Source organism: Streptomyces sp. NPDC055099, from assembly GCF_053607685.1.
This window is the reverse complement of record NZ_JBSGUA010000012.1, coordinates 26,816-52,426: the sequence shown is the minus strand read 5'-3', so window position 1 is coordinate 52,426 and position 25,611 is coordinate 26,816. Positions and strand designations below refer to the sequence as shown.

Genomic DNA, 25,611 nt, shown 5'->3' with positions numbered 1-25,611 from the left:
CCGGTACCCCGAGCGGACTGGAACGGGAAGGCGTCATCGCGTGAACGCACCTCATCAGCCAGACCCGCGGGACCGCCCCGCGAGGCTCACGGTAGGTGTCGTGGGAGCGGGCCGGGTCGGCCCCGCGCTCGCCGCGGCACTCCAGCTCGCCGGGCACCGCCCGGTCGCCGCGTCCGGAGTCTCCGACGCGTCCGTACGCCGCGCGGCGGCCCTGCTGCCCGACGTCCCCCTCGTCCCGCCCGCCCAGGTCCTGGAGCGCGCCGACCTGGTCCTCCTGACCGTTCCGGACGACGCCTTGGTGGGCCTCGTCGAGGGCCTCGCCGAGACCGGCGCCATCCGCCCCGGCCAGCTCCTGGTGCACACCTCGGGGCGGTACGGCACGCAGGTGCTCGAACCCGCGCTGCGTGCCGGCGCCCTGCCGCTCGCCCTGCACCCCGCCATGACGTTCACCGGCACCCCCGTCGACGTGCAGCGCCTGGCGGGCTGCTCCTTCGGCGTGACCGCCCCCGAGGAGCTGCGCCTCGCCGCCGAGGCCCTGGTCATCGAGATGGGCGGCGAGCCCGAGTGGATCGCCGAGGAGGCCAGGCCGCTGTACCACGCGGCGCTCGCGCTCGGCGCGAACCACCTGGTCACGCTGGTCGCCGAGTCCATGGACCTGCTCAAGGAAGCGGGCGTTTCCGCCCCCGACCGGATGCTCGGCCCGCTGCTCGGCGCCGCCCTGGACAACGCCCTGCGGTCCGGTGACGCCGCCCTCACCGGGCCCGTCGCGCGCGGGGACGCGGGCACCGTCGCCGCGCACGTCGCCGAGCTGCGCAAGCACGCCCCGCAGACCGTCGCCGGCTATCTGGCGATGGCCCGCGCGACCGCCGACCGCGCCCTCGCCCACGGGCTGCTCAAGCCCGAGCTCGCCGAGGACCTCCTGGGGGTCCTGGCCAACGGCGGGGCCGGAACCGGGACCGGCGACGCGGAGGGAGGCGCCCGATGACCCGCCTGGTGCACACCGCAGAGCCGCTGCGCACGCGTGCGCGCGTCGGCCGCCGCGTCGTCGTCATGACCATGGGCGCCCTGCACGAGGGTCACGCCACCCTGATCCGCACCGCGCGCCGTATCGCGGGCGACGAGGGCGAAGTCGTCGTCACGGTCTTCGTGAACCCTCTCCAGTTCGGGGCGAACGAGGACCTCGACCGCTACCCCCGCACCCTGGACGCCGACGTCAAGATCGCCGAACAGGAAGGCGCGGACTTCGTGTTCGCCCCCTCCGTGGACGAGGTCTACCCCGGCGGCGAACCGCAGGTCCGGATCAGCGCCGGACCCATGGGCACCCTCCTCGAAGGGGCCACCCGCCCCGGCCACTTCGACGGCATGCTCACGGTCGTCGCCAAGCTGCTGCACCTCACCCGGCCCGACGTCGCGCTGTACGGCCAGAAGGACGCCCAGCAGCTCGCCCTCATCCGCCGCATGGTGCGGGACCTGAACTTCGGCGTCGAGATCGTCGGCGTACCCACCGTGCGCGAGGACGACGGCCTGGCACTGTCCAGCCGCAACCGCTACCTCTCCGCGGCCGAGCGGCGCACCGCGCTCGCGCTCTCCCAGGCCCTCTTCGCGGGCCGCGACCGGCACGCCGCGCAGGAGGCCCTCCACGCGCGGGCGGCGCTCGCCCCCGTCACGCACGCGCGCGCCGACGCCCTGAACGCCCTGGGGGAGTCCCGCGCCGCGGCCGACACCCACGCGCTCGCCCAGTCCGTCACGCCGTCCGTGCCCGGCGGCCCCGCGGCCGTCCGCGCCGCCGCCCGCCACGTCCTCGACCAGGCGGCCCGCAGCAGGCCCCCGCTCGAACTGGACTACCTGGCACTGGTCGACCCCGCCGACTTCACGGACGTACAACCGGGCCACACCGGTGAGGCGATCCTCGCCGTCGCGGCCAAGGTCGGCGCGACCCGGCTGATCGACAACATCCCGCTCACGTTCGGAGCCACCCCATGAGCGCCACCGGAATACGGCTGCACGCCCCCGCGCCCGGCTGGTCCCTGGAGGCCGACATCGTCGTCGTCGGCTCCGGAGTGGCCGGACTGACCACGGCCCTGCGCTGCTCGGCGGCCGGCCTGAGGACCGTCGTGGTCACCAAGGCACGCCTGGACGACGGCTCCACGCGCTGGGCCCAGGGCGGCATCGCCGCGGCGCTCGGCGAGGGCGACACCCCCGAGCAGCATCTGGACGACACCCTCGTGGCGGGCGCGGGCCTGTGCGACGAGGAAGCCGTGCGCACGCTGGTCACCGAGGGCCCCGACGCGGTGCGCCGGCTCATCGAGACCGGCGCCCACTTCGACACCGGCCCCGAAGGCGCCATCGAGCTGACCCGCGAGGGTGGCCACCACCGCCGCCGCATCGCCCACGCGGGCGGTGACGCGACCGGCGCGGAGATCTCCCGCGCCCTGGTCGAGGCGGTGCGCGCGCAGGACATACCGACCGTCGAGAACGCCCTCGTGCTCGACCTGCTCACGGATGCCGACGGCCGCACCGCCGGTGTCTCCCTGCACGTCATGGGAGAGGGCCAGCACGACGGCGTGGGCGCGGTGCACGCCCCCGCGGTCGTCCTCGCCACCGGGGGCATGGGCCAGGTCTTCTCGGCGACCACGAACCCCTCCGTGTCGACGGGCGACGGCGTCGCGCTCGCCCTGCGCGCGGGCGCCGAGGTCAGCGACCTGGAGTTCGTGCAGTTCCACCCCACCGTGCTCTTCCTGGGCGCCGACGCGGAGGGCCAGCAGCCGCTGGTCTCCGAGGCGGTGCGCGGCGAGGGAGCCCACCTCGTGGACGCGGACGGCGTGCGCTTCATGGTCGGCCAGCACGAGCTCGCCGAGCTCGCGCCCCGGGACATCGTCGCCAAGGGCATCACACGGCGCATGCAGGAACTGGGCACCGAGCACATGTACCTGGACGCCCGGCACTTCGGCGCCGAGATGTGGGAGAACCGCTTCCCGACGATCCTCGCCGCCTGCCGCGCCCACGGCATCGACCCGGTGACCGAGCCCATCCCCGTCGCCCCGGCCGCGCACTACGCCTCCGGCGGCGTCCGCACCGACCCGCACGGCCGCACCACGGTCCCGGGTCTGTACGCCTGCGGAGAGGTCGCCTGCACGGGCGTGCACGGAGCGAACCGCCTGGCCTCCAACTCCCTTCTGGAAGGCCTGGTCTACGCCGAGCGCATCGCCGCCGACATCGCGTCGCTGCACGCGGGCAAGACGCTCCACGCGCGCGTGCCCGCACCCGTCTCCCACCCCGACACCCCCGCGCACCCCCTGCTGCCCCCCGAGGCCCGCTTCGCCATCCAGCGCGTGATGACCGAGGGCGCCGGAGTGCTCAGGTCCGCCGACTCCCTCGCCGAGGCCGCGGCCCGGCTCGCCCGCATCCACGCCGAGGCCGCGGGCGCGCTCGCCGAGGACGGCAAGACGGCCGAGCCGGGCGTCGACACCTGGGAGACCACCAACCTCCTGTGCGTCGCCCGCGTCCTGGTGGCCGCCGCGCAGCGCCGTGAGGAGACCCGCGGCTGCCACTGGCGCGAGGACCGCCCCGACCGCGACGACGACGCCTGGCGGCGCCACATCGTCGTACGCCTCAACGCGGACCGGACCCTGGCCCTGCGCACGACCGAGACCGCAGACTTCCCCCCGACGACCAGCCTTCAGGAGAAGTGACCGTGAGCACCCCCGACGACCTCCCTCTCGCCCCCACGGGCGGCGGCTGCGGCGATGCCTGCGGCTGCGGCTCAGACGACGCGTACGACCCCATGGAGTGCGGCCTCGACCCCGCTCTCGCGCAGCTCCTGACCGAGGCGGGGCTCGACCCCGTGCAGGTCGAGGACATCGCGCACATGGCGATCGAGGAGGACCTGGCGGGCGGCGTGGACGTCACCTCGGTCGCCACGATCCCCGAAGAGGCCGTCGCCACCGGCGACTTCACCGCGCGCGAGGCCGGCACCGCGGCGGGCCTGCGCATCGCCGAAGCCGTCATCTCCATCGTCTGCACGGACACCTTCGAGGTGGAGCGGCACGTCGAGGACGGCGACCGGGTGGAGGCGGGCGACAAGCTGCTCAGCGTCACCACCCGCACCCGCGACCTGCTCACCGCCGAGCGCAGCGCGCTCAACCTCCTGTGCCGTCTGTCCGGCGTGGCGACGGCCACGCGCGCGTGGGCCGACGCACTGGACGGCACCAAGGCCAAGGTCCGCGACACCCGCAAGACGACCGCGGGTCTGCGCGCCCTGGAGAAGTACGCGGTGCGCATGGGCGGCGGCGTGAACCACCGCATGTCGCTCTCCGACGCGGCCCTGGTGAAGGACAACCACGTGGTGGCCGCCGGAGGCGTGGAGCAGGCCTTCAAGGCCGTCCGCGAGGCCTTCCCCGACCTGGCGGTCGAGGTCGAGGTCGACACCCTGCACCAGCTTCGCGAGGTCGTGGACGCGGGCGCCGACCTGATCCTCCTGGACAACTTCACGCCGGGCGAGACCGCGGAGGCCGTGGCCATCGTCGACGGCCGCGCGATCCTGGAGTCCTCGGGCCGCCTCACCCTGGAGAACGCCCGGGCGTACGCGGAGACCGGCGTCGACTTCCTCGCGGTGGGCGCCCTCACCCACTCCTCGCCCATCCTGGACATCGGCCTCGACCTGCGCGCGGCGGAGTGACGACGACATGCTGCTGACCATCGACGTCGGAAACACGCACACCGTCCTCGGGCTCTTCGACGGCGAGGAGATCGTCGAGCACTGGCGCATCTCCACCGAGGCCCGCCGCACCGCCGACGAACTCGCCGTCCTGCTCAACGGCCTGATGGGCATGCACCCGCTGCTCGGCGACGAACTGGGCGACGGCATCGACGGCATCGCCATCTGCTCGACCGTGCCCTCCGTCCTGCACGAGCTGCGCGAGGTCACGAGGCGGTACTACGGAGACGTGCCCGCCGTCCTGGTGGAGCCCGGAATCAAGACCGGCGTGCCGATCCTGATGGACAACCCCAAGGAGGTCGGCGCCGACCGCATCATCAACGCGGTCGCGGCGGTCGAGCTCTACGGAGGCCCCGCCATCGTCGTCGACTTCGGTACGGCGACGACGTTCGACGCGGTCTCCGCACGCGGTGAGTACACCGGAGGCGTCATCGCCCCCGGCATCGAGATCTCCGTGGAGGCCCTCGGCGTACGGGGCGCGCAGCTCCGCAAGATCGAGCTGGCCCGGCCGCGCAGCGTCATCGGCAAGAACACCGTGGAGGCCATGCAGTCCGGCATCCTGTACGGCTTCGCGGGCCAGGTCGACGGCGTCGTGCAGCGCATGGCCCGCGAACTGGCGGGCCCGGGCGGCGATCCGGACGACGTGACGGTCATCGCGACCGGCGGCCTTGCGCCCATGGTGCTCGGCGAGGCCACGGTCATCGACGAGCACGAGCCGTGGCTGACCCTCATCGGCCTCCGCCTGGTCTACGAGCGGAACGTGTCCCGGAGTTGAGGCTCCGTCGGGGGCTCCCCGGCGGCCGTCGGCTCATAACCGGCGGCTCATAAGCGGGGCTTGCGCACACAACCCTGCGCCCCATACAAGAGTCTGCGCAGGGACGGGACTTGAGAAGGTTCGAGCGGGCGTGGAGCAAATGGGGCGTAGGGGAAGACTGGCCGCGGCAGTGGCCGCCGGGGTGCTGGCCGGCCTCGCCGGTCCCGCCGCGGCGGCGGACACGGCCACCGGGTTCGACGAGGGGCGTCCCGCGTACGCGGTGAGCGCTCCGGCGGCGTCGGCCTCACCGTCCACGACCTCCAGCACGGCGCCTTCCGGTGTGACCCCCACCTCCACCACGGCACCGGGCTCCGAAGAGAACGGCCCCGACGCCCGCGAAGTCCCTGACGGCAAGATGGCCGACACCGGCGCCACCGTCCTCCCCTGGATAGCCGCCGTCGCGGCAGGCGCCCTCGGAGTCGGCGCCGTCGTCTTCGCGATGATCCGCCGCCGCTCGGAGTAGACACGCGAGCGGAGACAGGTGAGCGGGCGCAGGTGAGTGGACAGAGCCACGCCACATATTGGCGTTAAGCGGATTTTGTCCAGTTTGCACGTATCGTCAGTCCATGCCCACGCCATACGGATCTCGCGGCGGCATGGCCTTCGGTGCGGAGGAACTGCGTGTGCTCCGCCGCGCTCTGGCCCTCGCCCTGCATCCCAGCCCCGTCTCCGACGAGGACGTCCAGGACTGCCTACGCCTAGCCGACGCCGTCGACGAGGCGGTGAGCGAGGGTGCCAGGCTCCGCGCCTTCCTGCTGGCCGACCTCGCCCGCTACCGGGCGGCCCTGCCCGGCACCGCCACCGGCTACCTCGCACTCCTCCAGGACGTCCTCGGCACCGGTTACCAACCCGGCGCCGACGATCTCGCCGCGCTGCGCGCCCTGCGCGGCGACCCGGTGGCCGCCGCCCTCCTCGAGCGCTGCCGGACCGTCGCCGAACAGGCCGTACGCGCCCGTCTCGCGGGCCGGTCCCATGCGGCCGTCCCGGCGCCCCGCCCCCTCGTCCCCGCCTCGCGCACGCGCCTGCTCGCCCTTCCCGGCGGCCGGAGCGAGGCCGGCGACCGGGCGGCGCCCAAGCCCAAGACGCCGAACTCCCCTCCGGCGAAACCGGCCGCCCCGGAGCCGCCGCGCCCCGTGCCGACCCCGGCCGAGGTCTTCCCTCCCAAGCGCCGCCCGACGGACCCGCCGCACCAGCTCGCCGCGGGCTAGCTACTCTGGGGGCATGGAATACGTCTCCGCGCTCCTGCCCCCCGTAGTGATGGCCGTGTTCTTCGGCGGTCTCATCGTGACGATCGTGAAGACCCAGGGCGGCGCCAACAAGGCCAAGGAGGACGCGGCCGTCGACGCCGTGATCTCCAGCGCCGAGGGCGCCCGGCAGACCCCCAAGGCCTGACCGCCTGATCTTCGGTGACATGAGGCCTTCGGTGACCTGAGGTCTCCGGTGACCTGAGGTCACCACCCGCACACTCTTGGCGTACGACTCGCTCACATTCCGAGTCGTACGCCCTTTTTGTTCGGGAAATGGCGCCTCCGCCACGTCCGTCACGTCATTAGTGACATCTCCCACTATTGTTCTCGTGTGCCTCGCCCCTTGGGAGAACTCGAAGACTCAGTCATGACACGGGTGTGGAAGTGGAACCGCCCCGTGACCGTTCGAGAAGTCCTGGAAGACCTTCAGCAGGAACGGTCCATCGCGTACACCACCGTCATGACCGTTTTGGACAATCTTCATCAGAAGGGCTGGGTGCGCCGTGAAGCGGAAGGCCGCGCCTATCGATATGAGGCGGTCTCCACTCGGGCCGCCTACGCCGCCGCACTGATGAACGAAGCTTGGTCGCAGAGCGACAACCCCGCGGCCGCTCTCGTCGCGTTCTTCGGGATGATGTCGGCGGAACAGCGTGAAGCACTCAGTGACGCGATGCGGATCGTGGGCCCGGTCTCTCAGCCCTCGATCTCGGAAGCCCCGATCTCCGAAGCGCCGATCTCGGAAGCCCCGATCTCCGAGGCCCCGATCTCTGAAGGCCCGATCTCTCAAGGCCCCGCCACTCAAGCCCCGCAGAACCCCGGCGAGGCGGAGCCCGAAGCAGAGCGATAGCGTCCGGTCATGCCAGCAGAACCCCCTGAACTCAGCGCTAAAGCAGTCTCCGTACGCCGGGCGCGCACAGCCGATGTGCCGGTCGTACGCAACCTCCTGGACTCCTACGCCCGTCAGGGGATCCTGCTCGACAAAGCGACGGTCGCCCTTTACGAGTCCATCCAGGAGTTCTGGGTTGCGGAACGCGACGACAACGCCGAGGTCGTCGCCTGCGGTGCACTGCACGTGATGTGGGAAGACCTTGCGGAAGTGCGCACTCTCGCCGTGAACCCCGACGTCAAGGGCGTCGGAGTGGGGCATCAGGTGTTGGGGAAGTTGCTGCAGACCGCTCGCTGGCTCGGTGTCCGCAGGGTTTTCTGTCTCACCTTCGAAGTCGACTTCTTCGCGAAGCACGGCTTCGTGGAGATCGGTGAGACACCTGTCGACGGAGATGTCTACAGCGAGCTGCTGCGTTCCAAAGACGAGGGTGTCGCGGAGTTCCTGGGCCTCGAACGAGTGAAACCGAACACCTTGGGCAACAGCCGGATGCTTCTGCATCTGTGATCGTCGCCGGTATTCCGGGCTGCCTGCTGCCCCGGTTCCCTATGTCCGAAACGCGCATGTTTCCTGGGTTCTCGGGGTCCCCGGTCTCTCCCGGGGGTTTGTGTTTTCCCAGCAAAAGCGGTTTGCTTTCCGACGTACTGCAGTACTGCATATAACAGGGGGCGGCGATTCTGCGGCTCGCGCCGTGCGATCCGGCCCTAAGTTATCGATGAAAGGAAATCCGGTGGCACAGAAGGTTCAGGTCCTTCTTGTCGACGACCTCGACGGTGGCGAGGCAGACGAGACCGTGACGTTTGCGCTGGACGGCAAGTCGTACGAGATCGACCTCACCACGTCGAACGCGGACAAGCTCCGCGGTCTTCTTGAGCCTTACCTCAAGGGCGGTCGTCGTACCGGTGGCCGTGGTTCGGCCGGGCGTTCCAAGGCTCGTGCCTCCGCCACGAGCGGCGGTCAGGACACCGCGGCGATCCGTGCCTGGGCCAAGGACAACGGTTTCGAGGTCAATGACCGCGGCCGCGTCCCCGCGTCCATCCGCGAGGCCTACGAGAAGGCCAACGGCTGACGACGGGTCCGTCGCAACCGGACCCGGTGGCACTGCGTTGCCGCCGTGTCCACGAGTCGTACGAGACCGGAGCCCACGGCGGGGTCGCTGTGAGGCGCGGCGCCACCCCCCACGCAGGACAGGGACGGCAATGCCGGCAGCGTCGGCTCCACCTCGCACCCGGGCTCTGGGGGTCGCAGCCACACGGCGGCCCCCTGCGTGCCGGACCACCCCGGAGGCGTGGGCGCGTCGATCCGTCCGCCCGCTCCGACGGCCGTGAGGTCCAGGGGGATGCCGCCCCACTCCAGCCAGTCCAGGAGCCCCGGCAGCTCCTCGGCGCTTCCCGCGGCCACGAAGAGCCGCATCGATTCTCCTCGCAGGGCCACCGGCGCCTTAGGCCCCAGATGCCTCAGCGCGGCGAAGCCGGCCTCGGCGGGCAGCTGCAGTACGTCGAAGCGGAGCCCCGTCAGGAGCTGCACCGGCAGCCCCGGGCGGTGCTCGTCCGTCGCCCAGCCGAGTTCGTTCGCGTACCACTGCCGTACCGGGTCGTTCTGCTCGACCGGTACACGGGGCTGGGGAACGGTGAAGGCCATGCATGGAGCAACCGGCCGGAAGCGCCTCGGGTTACGCAGAGTGTCCTTGTGATTGCTCTCAGTGTCCGGAAAAAGAGCGTACGGGCGTGTTCGGCCGCGCAAGGGTGTTCGCCCGTAGCGGAGGGAACCGGCGCGCGCCGCATGGAGTGTCAGTCCTTACGGGTAAGACATCCCTAGTGGGGAGGGGCGACACACGCGCGAGGCCGTCTCACGTTCGCCATCGGCGTAGTGGTGGTGAGGGTAAGTGCTTGGCCTGCGGGAACATCGTCTCGCACCATCGGGTTGGAGCAGTTGTCGGCGTTCGGGGTCAGGAGGCACCTCTTGTTCTCGGCCGGGTGTCGGCAGTTGGAATGAGCGGTCCCCGCTTGCGGGACTAAGCTGCGGAAGGACAGGGAGGGGACAGCCCCCTTACTGCCTGACCGCTCTGAGGAGCGATTAACGATGTTCGAGAGGTTCACCGACCGCGCGCGGCGGGTTGTCGTCCTGGCTCAGGAAGAAGCCCGGATGCTCAACCACAACTACATCGGCACCGAGCACATCCTCCTGGGCTTGATCCACGAGGGCGAGGGTGTCGCCGCTAAGGCCCTGGAGAGCCTCGGGATTTCGCTCGAGGCGGTCCGCCAGCAGGTGGAGGAGATCATCGGTCAGGGCCAGCAGGCCCCGTCCGGCCACATCCCCTTCACCCCCCGTGCCAAGAAGGTCCTGGAGCTTTCGCTCCGCGAGGCCCTTCAGCTGGGCCACAACTACATCGGCACGGAGCACATCCTGCTCGGCCTGATCCGCGAGGGCGAGGGCGTCGCCGCCCAGGTCCTCGTGAAGCTCGGCGCCGATCTCAACCGGGTGCGGCAGCAGGTCATCCAGCTGCTCTCCGGTTACCAGGGCAAGGAGACCGCCACCGCCGGCGGTCCTGCGGAGGGCACGCCTTCCACGTCCCTGGTGCTCGACCAGTTCGGCCGGAACCTCACCCAGGCCGCTCGTGAGTCCAAGCTCGACCCGGTCATCGGGCGCGAGAAGGAGATCGAGCGGGTCATGCAGGTGCTGTCCCGCCGTACGAAGAACAACCCGGTGCTCATCGGCGAGCCCGGCGTCGGCAAGACCGCCGTCGTCGAGGGCCTCGCGCAGGCCATCGTCAAGGGCGAGGTGCCCGAGACGCTGAAGGACAAGCACCTCTACACGCTTGACCTCGGCGCGCTGGTCGCCGGCTCCCGCTACCGCGGTGACTTCGAGGAGCGCCTGAAGAAGGTCCTCAAGGAGATCCGCACCCGCGGCGACATCATCCTGTTCATCGACGAGCTCCACACCCTGGTGGGTGCCGGCGCCGCCGAGGGCGCGATCGATGCCGCTTCGATCCTGAAGCCGATGCTGGCGCGAGGCGAGCTGCAGACCATCGGTGCCACGACGCTGGACGAGTACCGCAAGCACCTGGAGAAGGACGCGGCCCTCGAGCGCCGCTTCCAGCCCATCCAGGTCGCGGAGCCGTCCCTGCCGCACACCATCGAGATCCTCAAGGGTCTGCGCGACCGTTACGAGGCCCACCACAGGGTCTCCATCACGGACGAGGCGCTGGTCCAGGCCGCCACCCTGGCCGACCGGTACATCTCGGACCGCTTCCTGCCGGACAAGGCGATCGACCTGATCGACGAGGCCGGTTCCCGGATGCGCATCCGCCGGATGACCGCGCCGCCGGACCTCCGCGAGTTCGACGAGAAGATCGCGGGCGTGCGTCGCGACAAGGAGTCGGCCATCGACTCCCAGGACTTCGAGAAGGCGGCCTCTCTCCGCGACAAGGAGAAGCAGCTGCTCGCGGCGAAGGCCAAGCGCGAGAAGGAATGGAAGGCCGGCGACATGGACGTCGTCGCCGAGGTCGACGGCGAGCTCATCGCCGAGGTCCTGGCCACGGCCACCGGCATTCCGGTCTTCAAGCTGACCGAGGAGGAGTCCTCGCGTCTGCTGCGCATGGAGGACGAGCTCCACAAGCGGGTCATCGGCCAGAAGGACGCCATCAAGGCGCTTTCGCAGGCGATTCGCCGTACGCGAGCGGGTCTGAAGGACCCGAAGCGTCCCGGTGGCTCGTTCATCTTCGCCGGCCCGTCCGGTGTCGGTAAGACGGAGCTTTCCAAGACGCTCGCCGAATTCCTCTTCGGTGACGAGGACGCCCTGATCTCCCTCGACATGTCGGAGTTCAGCGAGAAGCACACGGTCTCGCGTCTCTTCGGTTCACCGCCCGGATATGTCGGTTACGAAGAGGGCGGTCAGCTGACGGAGAAGGTCCGTCGCAAGCCGTTCTCGGTCGTGCTCTTCGACGAGGTCGAGAAGGCACACCCGGATATCTTCAACTCGCTGTTGCAGATCCTGGAGGACGGTCGCCTGACCGACTCCCAGGGCCGGGTCGTGGACTTCAAGAACACGGTCATCATCATGACGACCAACCTCGGCACGCGTGACATCTCCAAGGGCTTCAACCTCGGATTCGCCGCGTCGGGTGACGTCAAGACGAACTACGAGCGCATGAAGACCAAGGTCAACGACGAGCTGAAGCAGCACTTCCGCCCGGAGTTCCTGAACCGTGTCGACGACACGGTGGTCTTCCACCAGCTCACCGAGGAAGACATCATCCAGATCGTCGACCTCATGATCGCCAAGGTGGACGAGCGTCTGAAGGACCGCGACATGGGCATCGAGCTCAGCGGTGACGCGAAGAAGCTGCTGGCCAAGAAGGGTTACGACCCGGTCATGGGCGCCCGGCCGCTGCGCCGGACGATCCAGCGCGAGGTCGAGGACATCCTGTCGGAGAAGATCCTCTTCGGCGAGCTCCGCCCCGGCCACATCGTGGTCGTCGGCACGGAGGGTGAGGGCGACGAAGCCAAGTTCACCTTCCGCGGCGAGGAGAAGGCGGCGCTTCCGGATGTGCCGCCGATCGAGCAGGCCGCTGGTGGCGCGGGGCCTAACCTGAGCAAGGAGGCGTAGCCCTCCGGGCTCGCCGTCACACAGGCTCACTGGGGCTGCCCCGGACCGTTTCTACGGTCCGGGGCAGCCCCTTTTGGTTTGACCTTTGGCCGCGGGTGCTTTGTGGCTTGTCGCACAGTTCCCCGCGCCCCTGACGGGGCGCTCCCCGCCCCGCTCTTACGAAGTGATCGTGATTCCCTCCGGGACGTTCCGGACGCGGCGCAGGCGTGGGTTCACCCGTAGCACGCTCAGGTTCGGGAAGCGGGAGAGCCAGGACATGTCCGTGTCGGCGAGTTCGGCCGTGATCCACAGGTGGGTGAGCTGGTCGTGCTCCAGGCCGTCGAGGAGTTCCTCGGTGCGCATGACGCCGACCACCTGGATCCACGGCCGGCCGCCCAGCTCCCGTAGCGCCGCGAGTTCGGCCGTGTCGGAGACCGGGAAGTACAGGCCGAGCGGGTCGAGGTGGGCGATGATCTCGCGTGCGTACCGCTCCGTGTCGAAGTGCCGCCACGGGCGGACCAGCTCGGCCCGGATGGACAGGGCCGAGCGGTGGCGCATGCGGGCGAGGTAGTCGATGGCGGCGTCGTCCTGGACGCGGGTGGCCGTGATCGCCAGGAGGAGCGCCTGCTGGTCGCTCGGCACCTGCTCGGGGTCCGGCAGCTGCTCCAGGACGATGGGGCCGACCCAGCCGAGGCTGCGGGCGGCCAGTTCCGTGGTGGGGCGCACCAGGTTCTTCGTGCGCTCGTGGACGAGCTGCTGCACCGCCGGATCGAGTTCGGTGACGTGTTCCAGGCAGGCCGCGGCCATCAGGCGCCGGTGGTTCACGTGCGGGCGGCGCAGGTTCGGGGCGGCGGCGAGGAGCCGTTCGAGGAAGTCGGCGCACTCCTCGGGGCGTGCGTGGGCGGCGGCCATGCGGATGACCTCCTCCCACTCGGCGCGGTGCGCGTGCTCGACGAGGGTGCGGAACTGGCCGCGGGCCACTATCTCCTTGGCGGCGAGATAGTCCTGGAAGGTGCGGTGGATGAAGTCGACCGACAGGCCCGCCTGCTCGCGGAGCAGCCCCGTGCGGTGCAGCAGATGACGGAAGATCTTCTCGCCGTCGCCCTCGGCGCGCGCGGAGGGGATGGCGGGCAGCGCGCCGTCCAGGATCGCGACCACGCGCTCGCGCGGCAGCTCCGAGACGCCCTCCTCCACCATCGCGTGGGCCAGCTTGCGCAGGAGCAGCTCGCGGGGCCCCTGCTGCAGCCGCACGTCATCCGCGTACAGCACGTCGCGCTCGGGGTCGCGGCGCTGGAGGAGCATCTCCAGGGCCGCGTCGTACAGCTCCTTGCGCCCCTTGGGGAGCGAGCCTGAGCGGTCGCGGTTCAGGGCGCAGATCAGGCCGCACATCAGCGGGTTCGTGGCGAGCTGGCGCAGCTCGCGGTAGATGCGGACGGAGTGCAGGAGCCGCTGCTCGTACTCCCTGAGCTTGTCGCGTTCCGACTGCTCCTTGCACTGGTCGTCGCTCATCGCGGCGGCGTGCCAGTCATGGATGAAGTGGGTGACCTGGTCGCGTGACATCGGCGCGAGGGACAGCTCCTTGAAGCCCTCTTCGGCGAGGCGCTCCTGGGCGAGCCAGCCGTCCTCCACGGCGGAGGGCCGGGACGTCACCAGGCAGCCGTTGCCGGAGAAGATGCGAAGGAGGCGGCGCAGTTGGTTGCGCAGCTCGCCGCGGGTCGCCTCCGGGGCCTCGTCGATCCCGTCGACCAGGAGCATGGCGCGGCCCGCGAGCAGGGTGCGTACGACCCAGCCCTCCGGTGCCTGGTCGGCCAGCGGGTGGCTGATGGCGTGCAGGAGGTCGTCCGGGGCGGGGAAGCCCTCGCGGGCGAAGCGGCGTACGGGCAGGACGAAGGGCACGCGGGTGCCCTCGCGCGCCGCGGCCACGGCGAGCCACTGGACGAGGGTCGTCTTGCCGGAGCCCGCGACACCGCGCAGCAGCACCCGCTCGTGCCCCTCCAGGGCCCGGTCGGCGAGCAGCACGGTGCGCGGCTCGCCCGGTACGCCGCTGCCGCTGCTCTCCTCGGCCTCCAGGCTGAGGTAGGTGTCCTCCAGGGGCCAGCGGTCCGGCGCGTTGGCGAGGTCGACGCCGACGATGGTGAGCCAGCCGTGCTGGCGTACGACCTCTTCGGCGTACGCGGCCTCGAAGTCCCTGTCCTCCTGCGAGCGTTCGGGCTGGCGGGCGGCGGCCTCCGCGTCGTTCAGGTCGATGAGCTGGCGGATGCGGCTGGCGCGCTCGGCCATGTCCCGCTGGATGTGCGGGGAGCGGCGGACGAAGTGGTACAGGAGGTGCAGGCACACGGCCACGAGCAGCTCGTCGTGGAACGACGCGGCGCCCGGGGACAGCGCGCGGTCCGCGCCCTGCACGGCGCCCCTCAAGCGGCGCGCGTAGTCCTGCGGGCCGAGGCGCACGGCGTCCACGTCCGTGAGGTCGAGCTCGCCGACCGCGAGGAGGGTCCGCGTCAACACGTCGATGACGGCTCCGAGTTCGGCCGTCGGGGCGGAGTGCGCCTCGGCGGCGAGGTGGACGAAGTCCGCGGCGGTGCGGTGTACGTCGTCCGGGGTCGCGGGGGTGTCGGCGCCGCGCCAGGTGGTGAGGGCGGCGATCAGGTCGGGCGCTGCGGGCGGCTGCGGCGGGGGCGTGCGGATGAGCCGTTGTACGAGGGGTGCTGCGAGCGGCGAGGGGATACGGACAACGGGCTCCATGGACATAGGGGGTCCCTGCGGGTGGGATTTCGTGTGTCGTGGAGGGTCAAGGGTAGGTCAACTGGGGGGTGGGGGAAGGGGCTTGGGGGCGTTCGAGGGGGCGGCGTGCAAGAAAATCCCACCGAGCGCGGCCCGGAGCCGCGTTCGGTGGGATCTTTCTGCAAGCCGTACGCCGACGGGGCGTGCGGCGGGCGATCGGCGGGGGCGGCGGCGTGCGCCGGGGGCTCAGGCCAGCTCCGTGCCGTACACCTTCTCGACCGCCAGCGTGATCAGCACCCGGCGGTCGGCGACCATGACCCGGCGGTACTCGTCCCAGTCCGGGTGCTCACCGGCGGCGGCCCGGTAGTAGTCGACGAGGGCCTGCACCTCAGGGCCCTGGGGGTCGGTCCCGGGCCCCACGAGGGTGGCGTCGCCCTCGGCCGTGGCCCAGGCGCGGCCGTCGGGGCTGGTCACCTCAAGGGCGGCGCGGGGGTCGCGGCGCAGGTTCGCGAACTTCGCCGTCCTCGCGGTCGTCGAGATGCGGATGACGCCCGCGGAGTGGTCGTACGACGGCATCACGGGCGAGAGCTGGGGCCGCCCGTCGGCCTTGATGGTCGCCAGCACGCCGAGGCTGCCGGCGGCGAGCAGGGCGTGGGGATCGAAGGGTGCGTCAGTTGTCATGTGGGGCCAACCCGGGGGCGCGTGTGGGGTATTCCGGTGCGGCGGGCGAATGGGTGGTCCGGCGGCTTTCCGGGGACTTTTCGCTGCTCAGCGGGGTTCGTTAGGCGGATGTTAGTCGGGTGGGAGTTCGGCATTAGTGGGCTCGACCAGAGTCGGTCTTGTTCCCGAGGAGGGGACGACACGGACTACCCACGGAGGATCCCGCCATGCGTTCCAACACCACCACCACCGCCCGTCGCCGCACGCTCCGTATGGCCGCCGCGGCCCTGACCGTCGCCGCGGGCCTCTCGCTCACGGCCTGCAACGGTGACGACGTGACGGGGCAGGGTGACCCGTCGGCCGCCTCCAGCTCGTCCTCCACGGGCGGCTCGGGCTCGGGTGGTGGCTCCGGTTCGGGCGGCGGCTCGGAGCAGGGCGGCGGGAAGGACTCGGCCGGCAAGGAGTCCGGCGGGCAGGGCACCGCGGCCGGGAGCGACGCGGGGAACGTCGAGCGGGCCGAGAAGTGCCGTACGGATGACCTCGACGTCTCGGCGTCGGACAGCACCATCGACGGTGACGACAAGGGTTCGGTCGCGGTGACCTTCAAGAACCCCGGCGACCGGGGGTGCCTGCTCTCCGGGTTCGCGGGCGTCGACCTGAAGACCAACGCGGGGGATCTGTCCGCCACGCGCGAGGGGAAGCCCGCCGAGCAGATGGTCCTCACGGGCGGCGAGTCGGTGTCCTTCTACGTCAGCTACCCGATGAACGACACGGGCGGCTCCGGTGTCCGCGTCACGGGCCTCGTGGTGACCCCGCCCGGAGAGACGAAGTCGGTCACCCTGGACTGGCCGGGCGCCGCGACGCTGCCCGTCAGCGATGGCTCGGGCCCCTCGGTCAACGTCGGCCCGATCGGCAGCGCGGGTCAGGGCGGCGAGTCGTAAGCCGCCTGGCTTTGAGCGGTACCAACATCACGCCGGGCCCCGACAGCTCCTGAGAGTACGTATCAGAGCTGCGAGGGCCTCGGGTGTTGTGGTGAGGATGACCTCCGGGGTGTCGCTCTCTCGGAGGTGGATGGTGGCGGTCGGTTTGTGAGTGGCGGCCACGTAGATGCAGTTGGCCTGGTCGCCGCTGATGGTGGACTTCTGCCACTGAGGGTGGATCACTGGCGTTCCGTGAGGGTTCGGATCAGGGCGGCGAAGGCCTCGGGCGAGGCGCTGAGGCTCGTGTCGGGAGCGTCGCTCTCGCGGAGACGGATGGCGCCGTCCGGACTGGCGGCGATGTAGACGCAGTTGGTTCCCCCGGCTTCGCTGAACGTGGACTTCTGCCAGTTGAGGTCAGTCATGGCTGCTTCCTTGGTACGTGTAGAGAAGGTGCTGGAGCAGGACGCAGGAGTCACGGCCGGTGTGCGCATCCGGCGGATGATCTGTGACGACCGGGGGCAGCGAGTTCTTGCTCAACTCGGCGAAGGTGCTGCTGTACTGGTCGAGCGAGGCCTGGTCGCTGAGTTTGAGCTGCGCAGACGGGTGCTCGACCGCCACGGTTTCCAGGCCGGGGACCCCAGGGCTCAGGATGGAGAACGACGCTCCGATCCACAGGGCGGAACCGGCATCGAATGGGCGTACTTGGATCGTCAGGTTCGGCATCCGGGCCGCAGTCAGCAGATGCGTCAGCTGTCCCCGCATGATGTGCGAGCTGCCCACCACCAGCCGGAGGGCGGCTTCGTGGATGACCACGTGCAGATTGGCGCGCTGGGGATCGGCCAGGGCGCTCTGTCGCTGCAGGCGGAACTGCACCAGGGCGTCGACCTCATCTGCCGTGGCGGCAGAGAGTGAATCCCGGAAGAGCGCGCGCATGTACGCCTCTGTCTGAAGCAGCCCGGGAATGACGAGCGTCTCGTACCCCTGGATCCTGGTGGCGCGACCTTCCAGTTCGGCAAGGTCGAGGGATCGCTGCGGCAAAACTTTGCGGAAACCGGTCCACCACCCTTTGCCATTGCTCTCCGACATGCGGACCAGCTCGTCGATGTACGGGCCACTTGTGCACCCGTACTTGCCGACGAGGGTGCGGAGCCGTTCCGTGGAGATGCCGGTTCTGGCCGCCTCGATGTGGGTGAGGTGCGGTCGCCCCATGTCGATCAGCGCAGCCGCCTCGATGAGATTGAGCCCCGCGCTCTCACGCAGCTTCCGTAGCTCGATGCCGAGCCTTCGCTGGCGCTCGGTGATGTGCAGCCGCAGTGCCAAGGTTGGACCTCCTGAGGGTTCGCGCTCAGTCTGCCGGGTTGGTGGCGAGGGATCCACCGATTGAGGCAACTAGGTTGCACTAGTGGGCCGTTGGTGCCTACGGTGAGTATGGCGACGCTCACACGCTGATGGTGGAAGCCTCGCTGTCGACGCAGTAACCCCTGCTCAGCCGCAGAAGCGCACTGTCCGATCCAAGTCCCCGTGCCGGGCGGCGACTTGTTCGCGAAGGGCAGTAGGCCACTGCGGCCGGGCCACCCCCCACTCATCACCGTCACAGCGAACGAACCCCTACGCGCGCCTTGGAGGCGTCTCATGGGCGTTACCGTGCATGACTTCGTACACGAGGCCGAGCGGCCCGAACCCCCGCTCGCCTACACCCTGTTCGCCCCCGCCGACTCCAGCTCACCCAAGATCTGCCGTGACTTCGTACGCGGCGCGCTGCTCACGCTGGGGCTCGGGCACCTCGCCGAGGCCGCCGCGCTCTGTACGTCGGAGCTGGTGACCAACGTCCATCAGCACACGAAGGGTGACGTGCACCTGAGAGCGGCCATCGCGGCCACGCACGTACGGGTCGCCGTGTACGACGGGAGCGATCAACTGCCGTCCCCTCGCAGGGCCCCCGCCGAGGACGAAGGCGGGCGGGGGCTTTTCCTCGTGACCGCGCTGTCGGACGTGTGCGGGGTGACGCCCACCGGGAGTGGGAAGGGGGTGTGGTTCCAGCTCATTCGGTGAAGAGGGGGCGGGGCTCTCGTATCTCGACGTGCGGGGGAAGGGCGTCGATGTCGGTCACGTGGTGCGTGGAGATCGTCAGATGCCGCAGGGCGGTGAGCGACGCCAAGGGGGCGACGCTGATTCGCTCCCGGCCGCTGAACCCGTACACGGACAGGTGTGTGAGGTCAGGGAAGAGCCGCGTGACGTGCGGTGCCGTCGAAGCCCAGTCGACGGTTTCGTGCAGTCCCTCGTGCAGCAGGGACAGCTCCGTCACACCGGACAACGTCAGCCCCTCCGGCGCGTGAGGCAGTGCGCCGGATGACAGGTCCAGCCGGATGAGGTGGGGGAGGCGTGTGAGAGCTTCCCAGACGGCGGGCGACCTGGGACCGTCCGTTTCGCCGAAGAGGACCCACTCCAGTTCCTGCCACTTGTCCAGGCCGTGGACATCGTCCGCAGCTTCCGTGCTTTCGAACATTCCCAGCGTGCGCAGCGGAGCGCCAGTGGGGAAAAGGTCGAGGCTCCAGCGCTCGGTGATGCCGGCGAGGCGGAGCTGATTCAGGTCGCGCAGCCCATGGAGCCCGGCCGGGGTGAGCCGACCGGGCGGCACCTTCATGGCGAGGAACGAGGGGGTGCACGCCGCGATCAGTCGCGAGGCGGCTGCGGGGGACACGCCCTCGCGGATGTCCAGCAGCTTCGGGCGGATCTGGAGCCGTTCCAGCTCCTTGACCTGATCGTCGTTCCGGAGCGTGAAGTGGGTCTCGCCGTCGTTCAGTTGCGCGACCACAGCTTCTGCGTACCTACGGCAGTCGTAGCGACTCCACCCCCAGATGAGCTGGCTGCGTACTCCGAGTGCGGGATGGCGGGCGAACCGCGCGAGGAAGGGAATCGCCGCGTCCGACGGGATGGTCGTCGCGGTGATCGCGACGTTCCTCGCCTCCTGCTCGTCCAGCCCGTCCGGGCCCGGCAGCAGGTCCAGGACCATGGGTCCGACCATCGCCAGCTCGCGGGCATCCTCCGGGGTGCGGGGCGGAATCACCTCCGCGACCCGTAGCTCCACCTGCTCACGTACCTCTGGTGCGAGTTCCGCCGCGTGCTCCAGGCAGGCTGCCGCCAGCAGATGGACTCGCACTCGCGCCCGCTCCTGGGCGTGACCATCGCCGAACGCAAGCAACTCCCGGAAGAGTTCGACCCGTTCGCGAGGGCGTGCGTGCGCCACAGCCATGCGGATGACGTCCTCCCACTGGTCGTCCGCCGCGTGACGCGCCAGCACGCCGAAGTCGCCTTCGTCGACCGCCGCCCGCGCGCCCAGGAAGTCCTGGAACGTGCGGTGGATGAAATCGACTGTGCCTGGCCCCGGTTCGCGGAGAAGTCCGCTTCGGTGGAGGAAGTGCTCGAAGACTGCCTTGGCGTCTCCGAGTGCTGCCACCTCCGGGACCGCGGGGAGCAGGTCCGCGATGATCGCTTCCGCCCGTTGACGGTCCATGGTCGTACGGCCGTTGCGGATCAGCCAGTAGGCGAGGCGCTGGAGGAGCTGGAGCTGTGGTTCTTCCCGCAGGTCGGGCACGTCCATGTGCCGCTCGCGGTCCCGGCGGATCAGGAGCATGGAGAGGGCCGCCGTGTAGAGATCCTTGCGGCCGAGGGGGAGGAAGCCCCTGCGGTCGCGGTGCAGTGCACAGATCAGGCCGCACATGAGGGGGTTGGTCGCCAACAGGCCCAGGTCGGGCTTCGTGTGGACCGCGTCGAGGAGCTGACTCTCGTACGAGGCGAGCGTGGCGTCCTCGTCCGCCGCACCCGTGCGGGCGGCCACGTGCCACCGCTTGATGAACGCCGCGGCGTCCGCCCTGCTCATCGGGGAGAGCGTCAGCTCGGTGAAGTCCTCCTCGGCGAGCCAGTCCTCGCGTACGGCCGAGGGTCGTGACGTGACCAGCCAACGGTTGCCGGGGTAGGCGTCGATCAGGTCGCTGAGCCAGGCGCGGGTACGGGAGCGCTCGGCGTCGGGCACCTCGTCGATGCCGTCCACCAGGACCAGGCCGCGCCCCGCCGCCAGGACGCGGGACTCCCAGCCCCTGGGCTGGGTGCCGGCGAGGGGGGAGCCGACCGCGGCCAGGAAGTCCGCGGGCGCGGGCAGGCGCTCGCCGTGCCGGGTGAGGGTGCGCAGGGGCAGGACAAAGGGGATGCGGTCGTAGAGATACGTCATGTGGTCGTCGCCCGGGGAGGGGCGCGCGGCACTGACCGCCAGCCACTGGATGAGCGTGGTCTTGCCCGAACCGGCCTCGCCGCGCAGGAGGACGCGGTCGTGGGTGGCGAGCACTTGATCGGCGGGGATGGGGGCGGCGGGCACCTGCCTGGCGACGGATCCCGCGTTGACACGAATTTCCCTGATGGTGGTGGGGAGTTCGACTGCCGGGATGAGCTCGTCTCCGTGGGCCGCCTCGGCTTCCCTTTCCGCCTCGGCCGCCAGTTCAGCACGGAGCGCGGTGGTGAGGACATCCGGGCGTCCGGAGCGCCCGCGGCGGCCGAGGATCGCCCGGGACGTGTGCATGGTCAGGAAGGACCGCCAGAGTGCCTGGAACGGCACGGCCTCCAGGCGCATGTACGCCACGTCCAGCGGCCACCGCCCCGGTGAGTTCGCCAGGTCGATCCCGAAGATCGTCAACTTCCCGTGCTTCCTCGCCACGTACGCCAGATACCGCTGCTCGAAAGCCACGTCCTCCGCCCCGGGAAGGGGATTGCGGGCGATCAGTTCGTCCAGCTTGCGGATCAGTTCTGACTGGCGGCGGCTCTGTTCCACCAGGGTGCGGGCCACGAAGGCCGAGCGCTGGGTGAAGAAGTGCAGGATGTGCAGGCACGTCGTGTCGAGCAGGCGGTCGTAGAAGTACGCCGCGTCGGCCGACAGGTCACGGTCGGGGTGGCCGCTCGCCCGGCGCAGGCGCAGCGCCAGGGCGTTGTGGCCGAGCTCGACCGCCTGGACGTCCGTGAGGGTGAGGTCGCCCAGCGCGTGCAGGGTGCGGGCCAGCGCGTCGACCACCGCCTGCTCCTCGTCGGCGGGGACGGCGCTCTCGCCGGAGGCCCGTACGGCCTGGCGCACCAGCTCCGCCGCGAGCTTCGCCAGGTCCTTGTCGGACAGCTTGCGCTTCTCGCCCCGGAAGGACACGAGCCCCGACAGGCGGACGGGTTTCTCCACCAGGCCCGCGCCCGGCCCCTCGCGTACGAAAAGGCGCTTGACCAGGGGAGTGACGACGCTCGACGCGAGTCGGGAGACGGAGCCTATGGCCGCGGGATCCATGCGCCGCAGCGTAGCGCCGGTCACATTCGGGAGGTTGTGGATCTCGCGAGCCGGTGACATGACGCACAGGCGTTATGTCCGGTACTAGGCGGAATAGTGGTACTGCTCGGAGGGGTGGTCGGGACCTTCGGCACGCAACCCGCGGGACCTTGGGCGCGTCGGAAGGGTCCAACCGCCGAAGGTGCCAGTGCTGGCCCGAGGTGCCCTTTCGAAGTGGGGTTAAACCTGGCTCCGGGCGTCAATTCCGGCAGATGGTTGAAGGGGGAATTGTCGGAATTTGTCGGTGTCAAGGGGTCGAAAGAGGGGCGGCTGACTACGGCATTAGGTAGTAGATGGGGGGTTTGAGCAGGGGGCGGGGTGCGGGTTACCAAGGTGGGGCCCCGGCGGAACGCAGCGAAGCGTGTGCCGGGCCGCTCTGTGTCTCGGACGCAGACGCAGTCCCAGACGCAGTACCAGCCCCACGTGCCACGCAGCGACAGCGGCGGTGTCACGTACACGCTCCCCATCCCGGAGGTCATCCGCCATGTCGAAGCGCGCCACGTCCACCCAGTCCGGCCTGTCCCTGCTCCGTACGCGGACGGCCGTCATCACCGCCGCAACCGTCGGGCTCGGCGCCTCCGCCGTCCTCGGCACCGGCATCGCCGCCGCGGCCGACGCCAAGGGCGGCGCCCTGCCCGGCGTCTCCGCCCACTCGATAGCCGCGCAGGCCGACGCGCAGGCCAAGGCCGCGTCCAAGGCCAAGCAGGCCGCCGCCAAGAAGGCGGAGCAGGCCAAGCAGGCCAAGCAGGCCGCCGCCAAGAAGGCCGCGGGCTGGCAGGACCCGGTCGACAAGTACACGCTCTCCGCGTCCTTCGGGCTCGGCGGCAACATGTGGTCCGCCAAGCACTCCGGCCAGGACTTCGCCGTGTCGATCGGCACCTCCGTCGAGGCCGTGCACAAGGGCACCGTCGTCAAGGCCGGCGGCAACGGCGCCGGTGACGGTCCCGCGTACGGCAATGCCATCGTGATCAAGCACGACAACGGCACGTTCTCGCAGTACGCGCACCTGTCGAAGATCGACGTCCGCGTCGGCCAGAGCGTCGGCACCGGCCAGCACATCGCCGCGTCCGGCAACACCGGCAACTCCAGCGGCCCGCACCTGCACTTCGAGATCCGTACGACCCCGAACTACGGCTCGGCCGTCGACCCGGTCGCGTTCCTGCGCTCCAACGGCGTCAACGTCTGACCCGGAAGCTGGTAGCCGGCAACTGCTGGCTCGTAGCTCCTAGGCGCCTTCGTGCGCCTGTGTCACCAGATCGATGGCGACCTCGAGGATGGCCTTGCGCTTCTCCTCGGGGTCGCCTTCGGCGTCCTTGAGCACGAACATCCCGCCGTGCATCGTGAACAGTGCGCTGAAGCACCGCACCTGCGTCGTCATCGGGGCCTCGGGGTCGCGCAGGATGTCGAGCAGGCCCATCATGCGGTCCTTGAAGGTCTCGCCCGTCTTCAGGTCCCGCATCGTCGCCTGGTTCTCCTGCATGAAGCGGAAGAGCGGCGCCGCTCCCTTGAGGATCTCGCTGTAGCGGGTCAGGATCTCCCGCTTGGTCTCCAGCGTGCGCGGCTGCTCCCTGCCCCACTCCATCAGCTCGTCGATGGGCCGGGTCATGTCCTCGAAGATGCTGGTGAGGATGTCTTCCTTCGTCTTGAAGTGGTAGTAGAGCGCCGCCTTCGTGACGTCCAGACGTTCCGCGATCTCGCGCAGTGACGTCTTCTCGTACCCCTGCTCGGCGAAGAGTTCGAGGGCCACGTCCTGGATGCGCTGGCGGGTGTCCCCGCGGCGCTGCTGCTTGCCCGTGACCATCTCTTTGCTCCTCGGCTCCCTCTCGGCTCGAATCCTTGGATCCGATTTTACTTACTTGACGCCCGGCTAGTTAGGGGTCTAGTTTCCCCCAGTGTAGTCAGCTTGCCGGTCGGCAAGTAAGTGGGCGTACGCAGCAGGTAGCCGGGGAGTGGGGAACATGGCCGAGACAGAAATAGCGATGGAGCAGGGAGAGCGGGCGAAACCTGCCGGCTCGGAGAAGGAAGCGCCTCAGCCGCGCAGCGTGCGCGTCGTGATGATGGCGCTGATGGTCACCATCCTGCTCGCGATGCTCGACAACATGATCGTCAGCCCCGCGATGCCGACGATCGTCGGCGACCTCGGCGGCATGGAGCACCTGTCGTGGGTCGTCACCGCGTACATGCTCGCGACCGCCGCATCGACCCCCATCTGGGGCAAGCTCGGCGACATGTACGGGCGCAAGGGCGTCTTCCTCACCTCCATAGTGATCTTCCTGCTCGGTTCCGTGCTCAGCGGAATGGCGCAGGACATGGGCCAGCTCATCGGCTTCCGTGCCGTCCAGGGGCTCGGCGCGGGCGGTCTGATGGTCGGCGTCATGGCGATCATCGGTGAGCTCGTCACGCCGCGGGAGCGCGGCAAGTACATGGGCATGATGACCGGCGTCATGGCGGTCGCCATGATCGGCGGGCCGCTCGTCGGCGGCACCATCACCGACCACCTCGGCTGGCGCTGGGCCTTCTACATCAACCTGCCGCTCGGCGCCGTCGCGCTCGCCATGGTCACCGCCGTCCTTCACCTGCCGAAGAAGAAGGCGAAGGGGCGCATCGACTACCTCGGCGCGGCGCTGCTGACCGTGGGCATCAGCGCGCTCGTGCTCGTCACCACGTGGGGCGGCACGGAGTACGCCTGGACCTCGACCGTGATCATGGAGCTCATCGCGATCGGCGTCGTCTCGCTCATCAGCTTCGTCATCGTGCAGAAGAAGGCCGCCGAGCCGATCCTGCCGCTGCACATCTTCCGCAGCCTCAACTTCACGCTCATGTCGGTGATCGGCTTCCTCACCGGGTTCGTGATGTTCGGCGCGATGCTGTTCCTGCCGCTCTACCAGCAGGCGGTGCAGGGGGCTTCGGCCACCAACTCCGGGCTCCTTCTGCTGCCGATGCTGCTCTCGATGATGGTCGTCTCGTTCTTCTCGGGGCGGTTCACCACCTCCACCGGCAAGTACAAGATCTTCCCGATCGCCGGCACCGTACTGATGGTCCTCGGGCTCTTCCTGCTGTCGCAGATGGACACCGACACCTCGCGGTTCACGTCGGGCCTCTACATGGCGGTGCTCGGCGCGGGCATGGGCTGCCTGATGCAGATCACGATGCTGGTCGCGCAGAACAGCGTCGAGATGAAGGACATGGGCGTCGCGTCGTCCTCGGCCACGCTCTTCCGGACGCTCGGTTCGTCCTTCGGCGTCGCGATCATGGGGGCGCTCTTCAACAGCCGGGTCGAGGACACGATGGCCTCGCGCGCCGGGGAGCTCGGCGGCAAGGTCACCGAGCAGTCGGCGCAGCTCGACGCGGACAGCCTGGCGAAGCTGCCGGAGGCCGTGCGGGAGGCGTACCAGCACGCGGTGTCGGCCGGTACGCACTCGGCGTTCCTGCTGGGTGCGGTCATCGGGGTCGCCGCGCTTGTCGCTGCGCTGTTCGTGCGGGAGGTTCCCCTGCGGGGGGCCGGGCCGAAGGATGGGGTTGCTGAGTCCGTCTGACCTGCGGACCTGCGGTCCTGCTCCCTCGCGACGGGCCCCCGGCACCTTCTGGTGCCGGGGGCCCGTTGCTGCGTGCTGCCGTCCTGCTTATTCGTGCCCTGCGGCTTCGGTGTTGTGCCCACCCTCCCCCACTCTCAACTGCGTTCGAGCGGGGGGACCCCCATCGCCCT

The 25,611-nt window shown here is 69.8% G+C and carries 24 protein-coding genes; 16 read left to right on the top strand and 8 right to left on the bottom strand.

Annotation, left to right across the window (positions count from 1 at the left end; genetic code table 11):
- The first annotated feature begins 40 nt into the window (after positions 1 to 40).
- The 11 genes from ACWFRU_RS27250 to ACWFRU_RS27200 all read left to right on the top strand — a co-directional run bounded on the left by ACWFRU_RS27250 (position 41) and on the right by ACWFRU_RS27200 (position 8,730).
- Positions 41 to 985, top strand: coding sequence for a Rossmann-like and DUF2520 domain-containing protein (locus ACWFRU_RS27250; RefSeq protein WP_453690783.1), 945 nt, complete (start codon positions 41 to 43; stop codon positions 983 to 985).
- Positions 982 to 1,983 (top strand): pantoate--beta-alanine ligase, encoded by a 1,002-nt coding sequence (gene panC, locus ACWFRU_RS27245; protein ID WP_453690782.1) that lies wholly within the window; start codon positions 982 to 984, stop codon positions 1,981 to 1,983. Before ACWFRU_RS27250 ends, panC begins: the two co-directional genes overlap by 4 nt.
- Complete coding sequence (locus ACWFRU_RS27240) at positions 1,980 to 3,692, top strand: L-aspartate oxidase (RefSeq protein ID WP_453690781.1); 1,713 nt, start codon at positions 1,980 to 1,982, stop codon at positions 3,690 to 3,692. Before panC ends, ACWFRU_RS27240 begins: the two co-directional genes overlap by 4 nt.
- A 2-nt stretch (positions 3,693 to 3,694) precedes the next feature.
- The gene (nadC, locus tag ACWFRU_RS27235) at positions 3,695 to 4,678 is read left to right on the top strand and encodes a carboxylating nicotinate-nucleotide diphosphorylase (protein WP_453690780.1); all 984 of its coding nucleotides are present in this window, start codon (positions 3,695 to 3,697) and stop codon (positions 4,676 to 4,678) included.
- Between the two features lie 7 nt (positions 4,679 to 4,685).
- Positions 4,686 to 5,492, top strand: a complete 807-nt coding sequence (locus ACWFRU_RS27230; RefSeq protein WP_363210616.1) for a type III pantothenate kinase — start codon at positions 4,686 to 4,688, stop codon at positions 5,490 to 5,492.
- A gap of 139 nt (positions 5,493 to 5,631) precedes the next feature.
- Positions 5,632 to 5,994, top strand: coding sequence for a hypothetical protein (locus tag ACWFRU_RS27225; protein ID WP_453690779.1), 363 nt, complete (start codon positions 5,632 to 5,634; stop codon positions 5,992 to 5,994).
- A gap of 103 nt (positions 5,995 to 6,097) precedes the next feature.
- Positions 6,098 to 6,739, top strand: coding sequence for a hypothetical protein (locus ACWFRU_RS27220; protein ID WP_453690778.1), 642 nt, complete (start codon positions 6,098 to 6,100; stop codon positions 6,737 to 6,739).
- Positions 6,740 to 6,752: 13 nt separating this feature from the next.
- Positions 6,753 to 6,923 (top strand): hypothetical protein, encoded by a 171-nt coding sequence (locus ACWFRU_RS27215; protein ID WP_363210619.1) that lies wholly within the window; start codon positions 6,753 to 6,755, stop codon positions 6,921 to 6,923.
- Positions 6,924 to 7,109: 186 nt separating this feature from the next.
- Positions 7,110 to 7,625 carry a BlaI/MecI/CopY family transcriptional regulator gene (locus ACWFRU_RS27210; protein WP_453690777.1) on the top strand — a complete coding sequence of 172 codons (516 nt, stop codon included), beginning with the start codon at positions 7,110 to 7,112 and terminating at the stop codon, positions 7,623 to 7,625.
- Positions 7,626 to 7,634: 9 nt separating this feature from the next.
- Complete coding sequence (locus ACWFRU_RS27205) at positions 7,635 to 8,168, top strand: amino-acid N-acetyltransferase (protein ID WP_363210621.1); 534 nt, start codon at positions 7,635 to 7,637, stop codon at positions 8,166 to 8,168.
- Between the two features lie 223 nt (positions 8,169 to 8,391).
- Positions 8,392 to 8,730 carry a histone-like nucleoid-structuring protein Lsr2 gene (locus tag ACWFRU_RS27200; RefSeq protein WP_363210622.1) on the top strand — a complete coding sequence of 113 codons (339 nt, stop codon included), beginning with the start codon at positions 8,392 to 8,394 and terminating at the stop codon, positions 8,728 to 8,730.
- Here the strand turns inward: ACWFRU_RS27200 and ACWFRU_RS27195 are convergent.
- Positions 8,709 to 9,302, bottom strand: a complete 594-nt coding sequence (locus tag ACWFRU_RS27195) for an SCO3374 family protein (RefSeq protein ID WP_453690776.1) — start codon at positions 9,300 to 9,302, stop codon at positions 8,709 to 8,711. The genes ACWFRU_RS27200 and ACWFRU_RS27195 overlap by 22 nt on opposite strands.
- Before the next feature lie 441 nt (positions 9,303 to 9,743).
- Here ACWFRU_RS27195 and ACWFRU_RS27190 point away from each other — a divergent pair, with 441 nt between their 5' ends.
- Positions 9,744 to 12,269, top strand: a complete 2,526-nt coding sequence (locus ACWFRU_RS27190; protein WP_409058953.1) for an ATP-dependent Clp protease ATP-binding subunit — start codon at positions 9,744 to 9,746, stop codon at positions 12,267 to 12,269.
- A gap of 156 nt (positions 12,270 to 12,425) precedes the next feature.
- On the opposite strand, the gene ACWFRU_RS27185 is transcribed toward ACWFRU_RS27190, so the two are convergent.
- Together ACWFRU_RS27185 and ACWFRU_RS27180 are read right to left on the bottom strand one after the other, a co-directional pair.
- Positions 12,426 to 14,990: an NACHT domain-containing protein gene (locus ACWFRU_RS27185; protein WP_453690946.1), complete on the bottom strand. Its 2,565-nt coding sequence runs from the start codon at positions 14,988 to 14,990 to the stop codon at positions 12,426 to 12,428.
- 225 nt (positions 14,991 to 15,215) lie between these two features.
- Complete coding sequence (locus ACWFRU_RS27180; RefSeq protein WP_453690775.1) at positions 15,216 to 15,650, bottom strand: PPOX class F420-dependent oxidoreductase; 435 nt, start codon at positions 15,648 to 15,650, stop codon at positions 15,216 to 15,218.
- A 206-nt stretch (positions 15,651 to 15,856) separates the two neighbouring features.
- On the opposite strand from ACWFRU_RS27180, the gene ACWFRU_RS27175 reads away from it, so the two are divergent.
- Positions 15,857 to 16,570 carry a DUF4232 domain-containing protein gene (locus ACWFRU_RS27175; RefSeq protein WP_453690774.1) on the top strand — a complete coding sequence of 238 codons (714 nt, stop codon included), beginning with the start codon at positions 15,857 to 15,859 and terminating at the stop codon, positions 16,568 to 16,570.
- 27 nt (positions 16,571 to 16,597) lie between these two features.
- Here ACWFRU_RS27175 and ACWFRU_RS27170 read toward each other — a convergent pair whose 3' ends face one another.
- Genes ACWFRU_RS27170 through ACWFRU_RS27160 form a run of 3 tightly spaced genes read right to left on the bottom strand, consistent with a single transcriptional unit; the run spans position 16,598 to position 17,869 of the window.
- Positions 16,598 to 16,792 (bottom strand): DUF397 domain-containing protein, encoded by a 195-nt coding sequence (locus ACWFRU_RS27170; protein ID WP_453690773.1) that lies wholly within the window; start codon positions 16,790 to 16,792, stop codon positions 16,598 to 16,600.
- Positions 16,789 to 16,971: a DUF397 domain-containing protein gene (locus ACWFRU_RS27165; protein WP_453690772.1), complete on the bottom strand. Its 183-nt coding sequence runs from the start codon at positions 16,969 to 16,971 to the stop codon at positions 16,789 to 16,791. Before ACWFRU_RS27165 ends, ACWFRU_RS27170 begins: the two co-directional genes overlap by 4 nt.
- Positions 16,964 to 17,869, bottom strand: a complete 906-nt coding sequence (locus ACWFRU_RS27160) for a helix-turn-helix domain-containing protein (protein ID WP_453690771.1) — start codon at positions 17,867 to 17,869, stop codon at positions 16,964 to 16,966. The genes ACWFRU_RS27165 and ACWFRU_RS27160 overlap by 8 nt, the downstream gene beginning before the upstream one ends.
- A 312-nt stretch (positions 17,870 to 18,181) precedes the next feature.
- On the opposite strand from ACWFRU_RS27160, the gene ACWFRU_RS27155 reads away from it, so the two are divergent.
- Positions 18,182 to 18,601, top strand: coding sequence for an ATP-binding protein (locus ACWFRU_RS27155; protein ID WP_453690770.1), 420 nt, complete (start codon positions 18,182 to 18,184; stop codon positions 18,599 to 18,601).
- On the opposite strand, the gene ACWFRU_RS27150 is transcribed toward ACWFRU_RS27155, so the two are convergent.
- The gene (locus ACWFRU_RS27150) at positions 18,591 to 21,866 is read right to left on the bottom strand and encodes an NACHT domain-containing protein (RefSeq protein WP_453690769.1); all 3,276 of its coding nucleotides are present in this window, start codon (positions 21,864 to 21,866) and stop codon (positions 18,591 to 18,593) included. The genes ACWFRU_RS27155 and ACWFRU_RS27150 overlap by 11 nt on opposite strands.
- Positions 21,867 to 22,389: 523 nt before the next feature.
- Between ACWFRU_RS27150 and ACWFRU_RS27145 the strand changes: the two genes are divergently transcribed.
- On the top strand, positions 22,390 to 23,091 hold the full coding sequence (locus ACWFRU_RS27145) for a M23 family metallopeptidase (RefSeq protein ID WP_453690768.1): 702 nt from the start codon (positions 22,390 to 22,392) through the stop codon (positions 23,089 to 23,091).
- Positions 23,092 to 23,130: 39 nt separating this feature from the next.
- On the opposite strand, the gene ACWFRU_RS27140 is transcribed toward ACWFRU_RS27145, so the two are convergent.
- Positions 23,131 to 23,706: a TetR/AcrR family transcriptional regulator gene (locus ACWFRU_RS27140; protein ID WP_453690767.1), complete on the bottom strand. Its 576-nt coding sequence runs from the start codon at positions 23,704 to 23,706 to the stop codon at positions 23,131 to 23,133.
- Between the two features lie 157 nt (positions 23,707 to 23,863).
- Between ACWFRU_RS27140 and ACWFRU_RS27135 the strand changes: the two genes are divergently transcribed.
- Positions 23,864 to 25,441, top strand: a complete 1,578-nt coding sequence (locus ACWFRU_RS27135) for an MDR family MFS transporter (RefSeq protein ID WP_453690766.1) — start codon at positions 23,864 to 23,866, stop codon at positions 25,439 to 25,441.
- Positions 25,442 to 25,611: the final 170 nt, after the last annotated feature.

What these genes read in the sequence shown, in the direction of transcription:
- ACWFRU_RS27165 (WP_453690772.1), bottom strand. Translation starts at nt 16,971, where the DNA reads ATGACTGACCTCAACTGGCAGAAGTCCACGTTCAGCGAAGCCGGGGGA.
- ACWFRU_RS27150 (WP_453690769.1), bottom strand. Translation starts at nt 21,866, where the DNA reads ATGGATCCCGCGGCCATAGGCTCCGTCTCCCGACTCGCGTCGAGCGTC.
- ACWFRU_RS27230 (WP_363210616.1), top strand. Translation starts at nt 4,686, where the DNA reads ATGCTGCTGACCATCGACGTCGGAAACACGCACACCGTCCTCGGGCTC.
- panC (WP_453690782.1), top strand. Translation starts at nt 982, where the DNA reads ATGACCCGCCTGGTGCACACCGCAGAGCCGCTGCGCACGCGTGCGCGC.
- ACWFRU_RS27205 (WP_363210621.1), top strand. Translation starts at nt 7,635, where the DNA reads ATGCCAGCAGAACCCCCTGAACTCAGCGCTAAAGCAGTCTCCGTACGC.
- ACWFRU_RS27215 (WP_363210619.1), top strand. Translation starts at nt 6,753, where the DNA reads ATGGAATACGTCTCCGCGCTCCTGCCCCCCGTAGTGATGGCCGTGTTC.
- ACWFRU_RS27190 (WP_409058953.1), top strand. Translation starts at nt 9,744, where the DNA reads ATGTTCGAGAGGTTCACCGACCGCGCGCGGCGGGTTGTCGTCCTGGCT.
- ACWFRU_RS27240 (WP_453690781.1), top strand. Translation starts at nt 1,980, where the DNA reads ATGAGCGCCACCGGAATACGGCTGCACGCCCCCGCGCCCGGCTGGTCC.
- ACWFRU_RS27135 (WP_453690766.1), top strand. Translation starts at nt 23,864, where the DNA reads ATGGCCGAGACAGAAATAGCGATGGAGCAGGGAGAGCGGGCGAAACCT.
- ACWFRU_RS27140 (WP_453690767.1), bottom strand. Translation starts at nt 23,706, where the DNA reads ATGGTCACGGGCAAGCAGCAGCGCCGCGGGGACACCCGCCAGCGCATC.
- ACWFRU_RS27195 (WP_453690776.1), bottom strand. Translation starts at nt 9,302, where the DNA reads ATGGCCTTCACCGTTCCCCAGCCCCGTGTACCGGTCGAGCAGAACGAC.
- ACWFRU_RS27220 (WP_453690778.1), top strand. Translation starts at nt 6,098, where the DNA reads ATGCCCACGCCATACGGATCTCGCGGCGGCATGGCCTTCGGTGCGGAG.
- ACWFRU_RS27175 (WP_453690774.1), top strand. Translation starts at nt 15,857, where the DNA reads ATGCGTTCCAACACCACCACCACCGCCCGTCGCCGCACGCTCCGTATG.
- ACWFRU_RS27180 (WP_453690775.1), bottom strand. Translation starts at nt 15,650, where the DNA reads ATGACAACTGACGCACCCTTCGATCCCCACGCCCTGCTCGCCGCCGGC.
- ACWFRU_RS27225 (WP_453690779.1), top strand. Translation starts at nt 5,632, where the DNA reads ATGGGGCGTAGGGGAAGACTGGCCGCGGCAGTGGCCGCCGGGGTGCTG.
- ACWFRU_RS27145 (WP_453690768.1), top strand. Translation starts at nt 22,390, where the DNA reads ATGTCGAAGCGCGCCACGTCCACCCAGTCCGGCCTGTCCCTGCTCCGT.
- ACWFRU_RS27155 (WP_453690770.1), top strand. Translation starts at nt 18,182, where the DNA reads ATGGGCGTTACCGTGCATGACTTCGTACACGAGGCCGAGCGGCCCGAA.
- ACWFRU_RS27185 (WP_453690946.1), bottom strand. Translation starts at nt 14,990, where the DNA reads ATGGAGCCCGTTGTCCGTATCCCCTCGCCGCTCGCAGCACCCCTCGTA.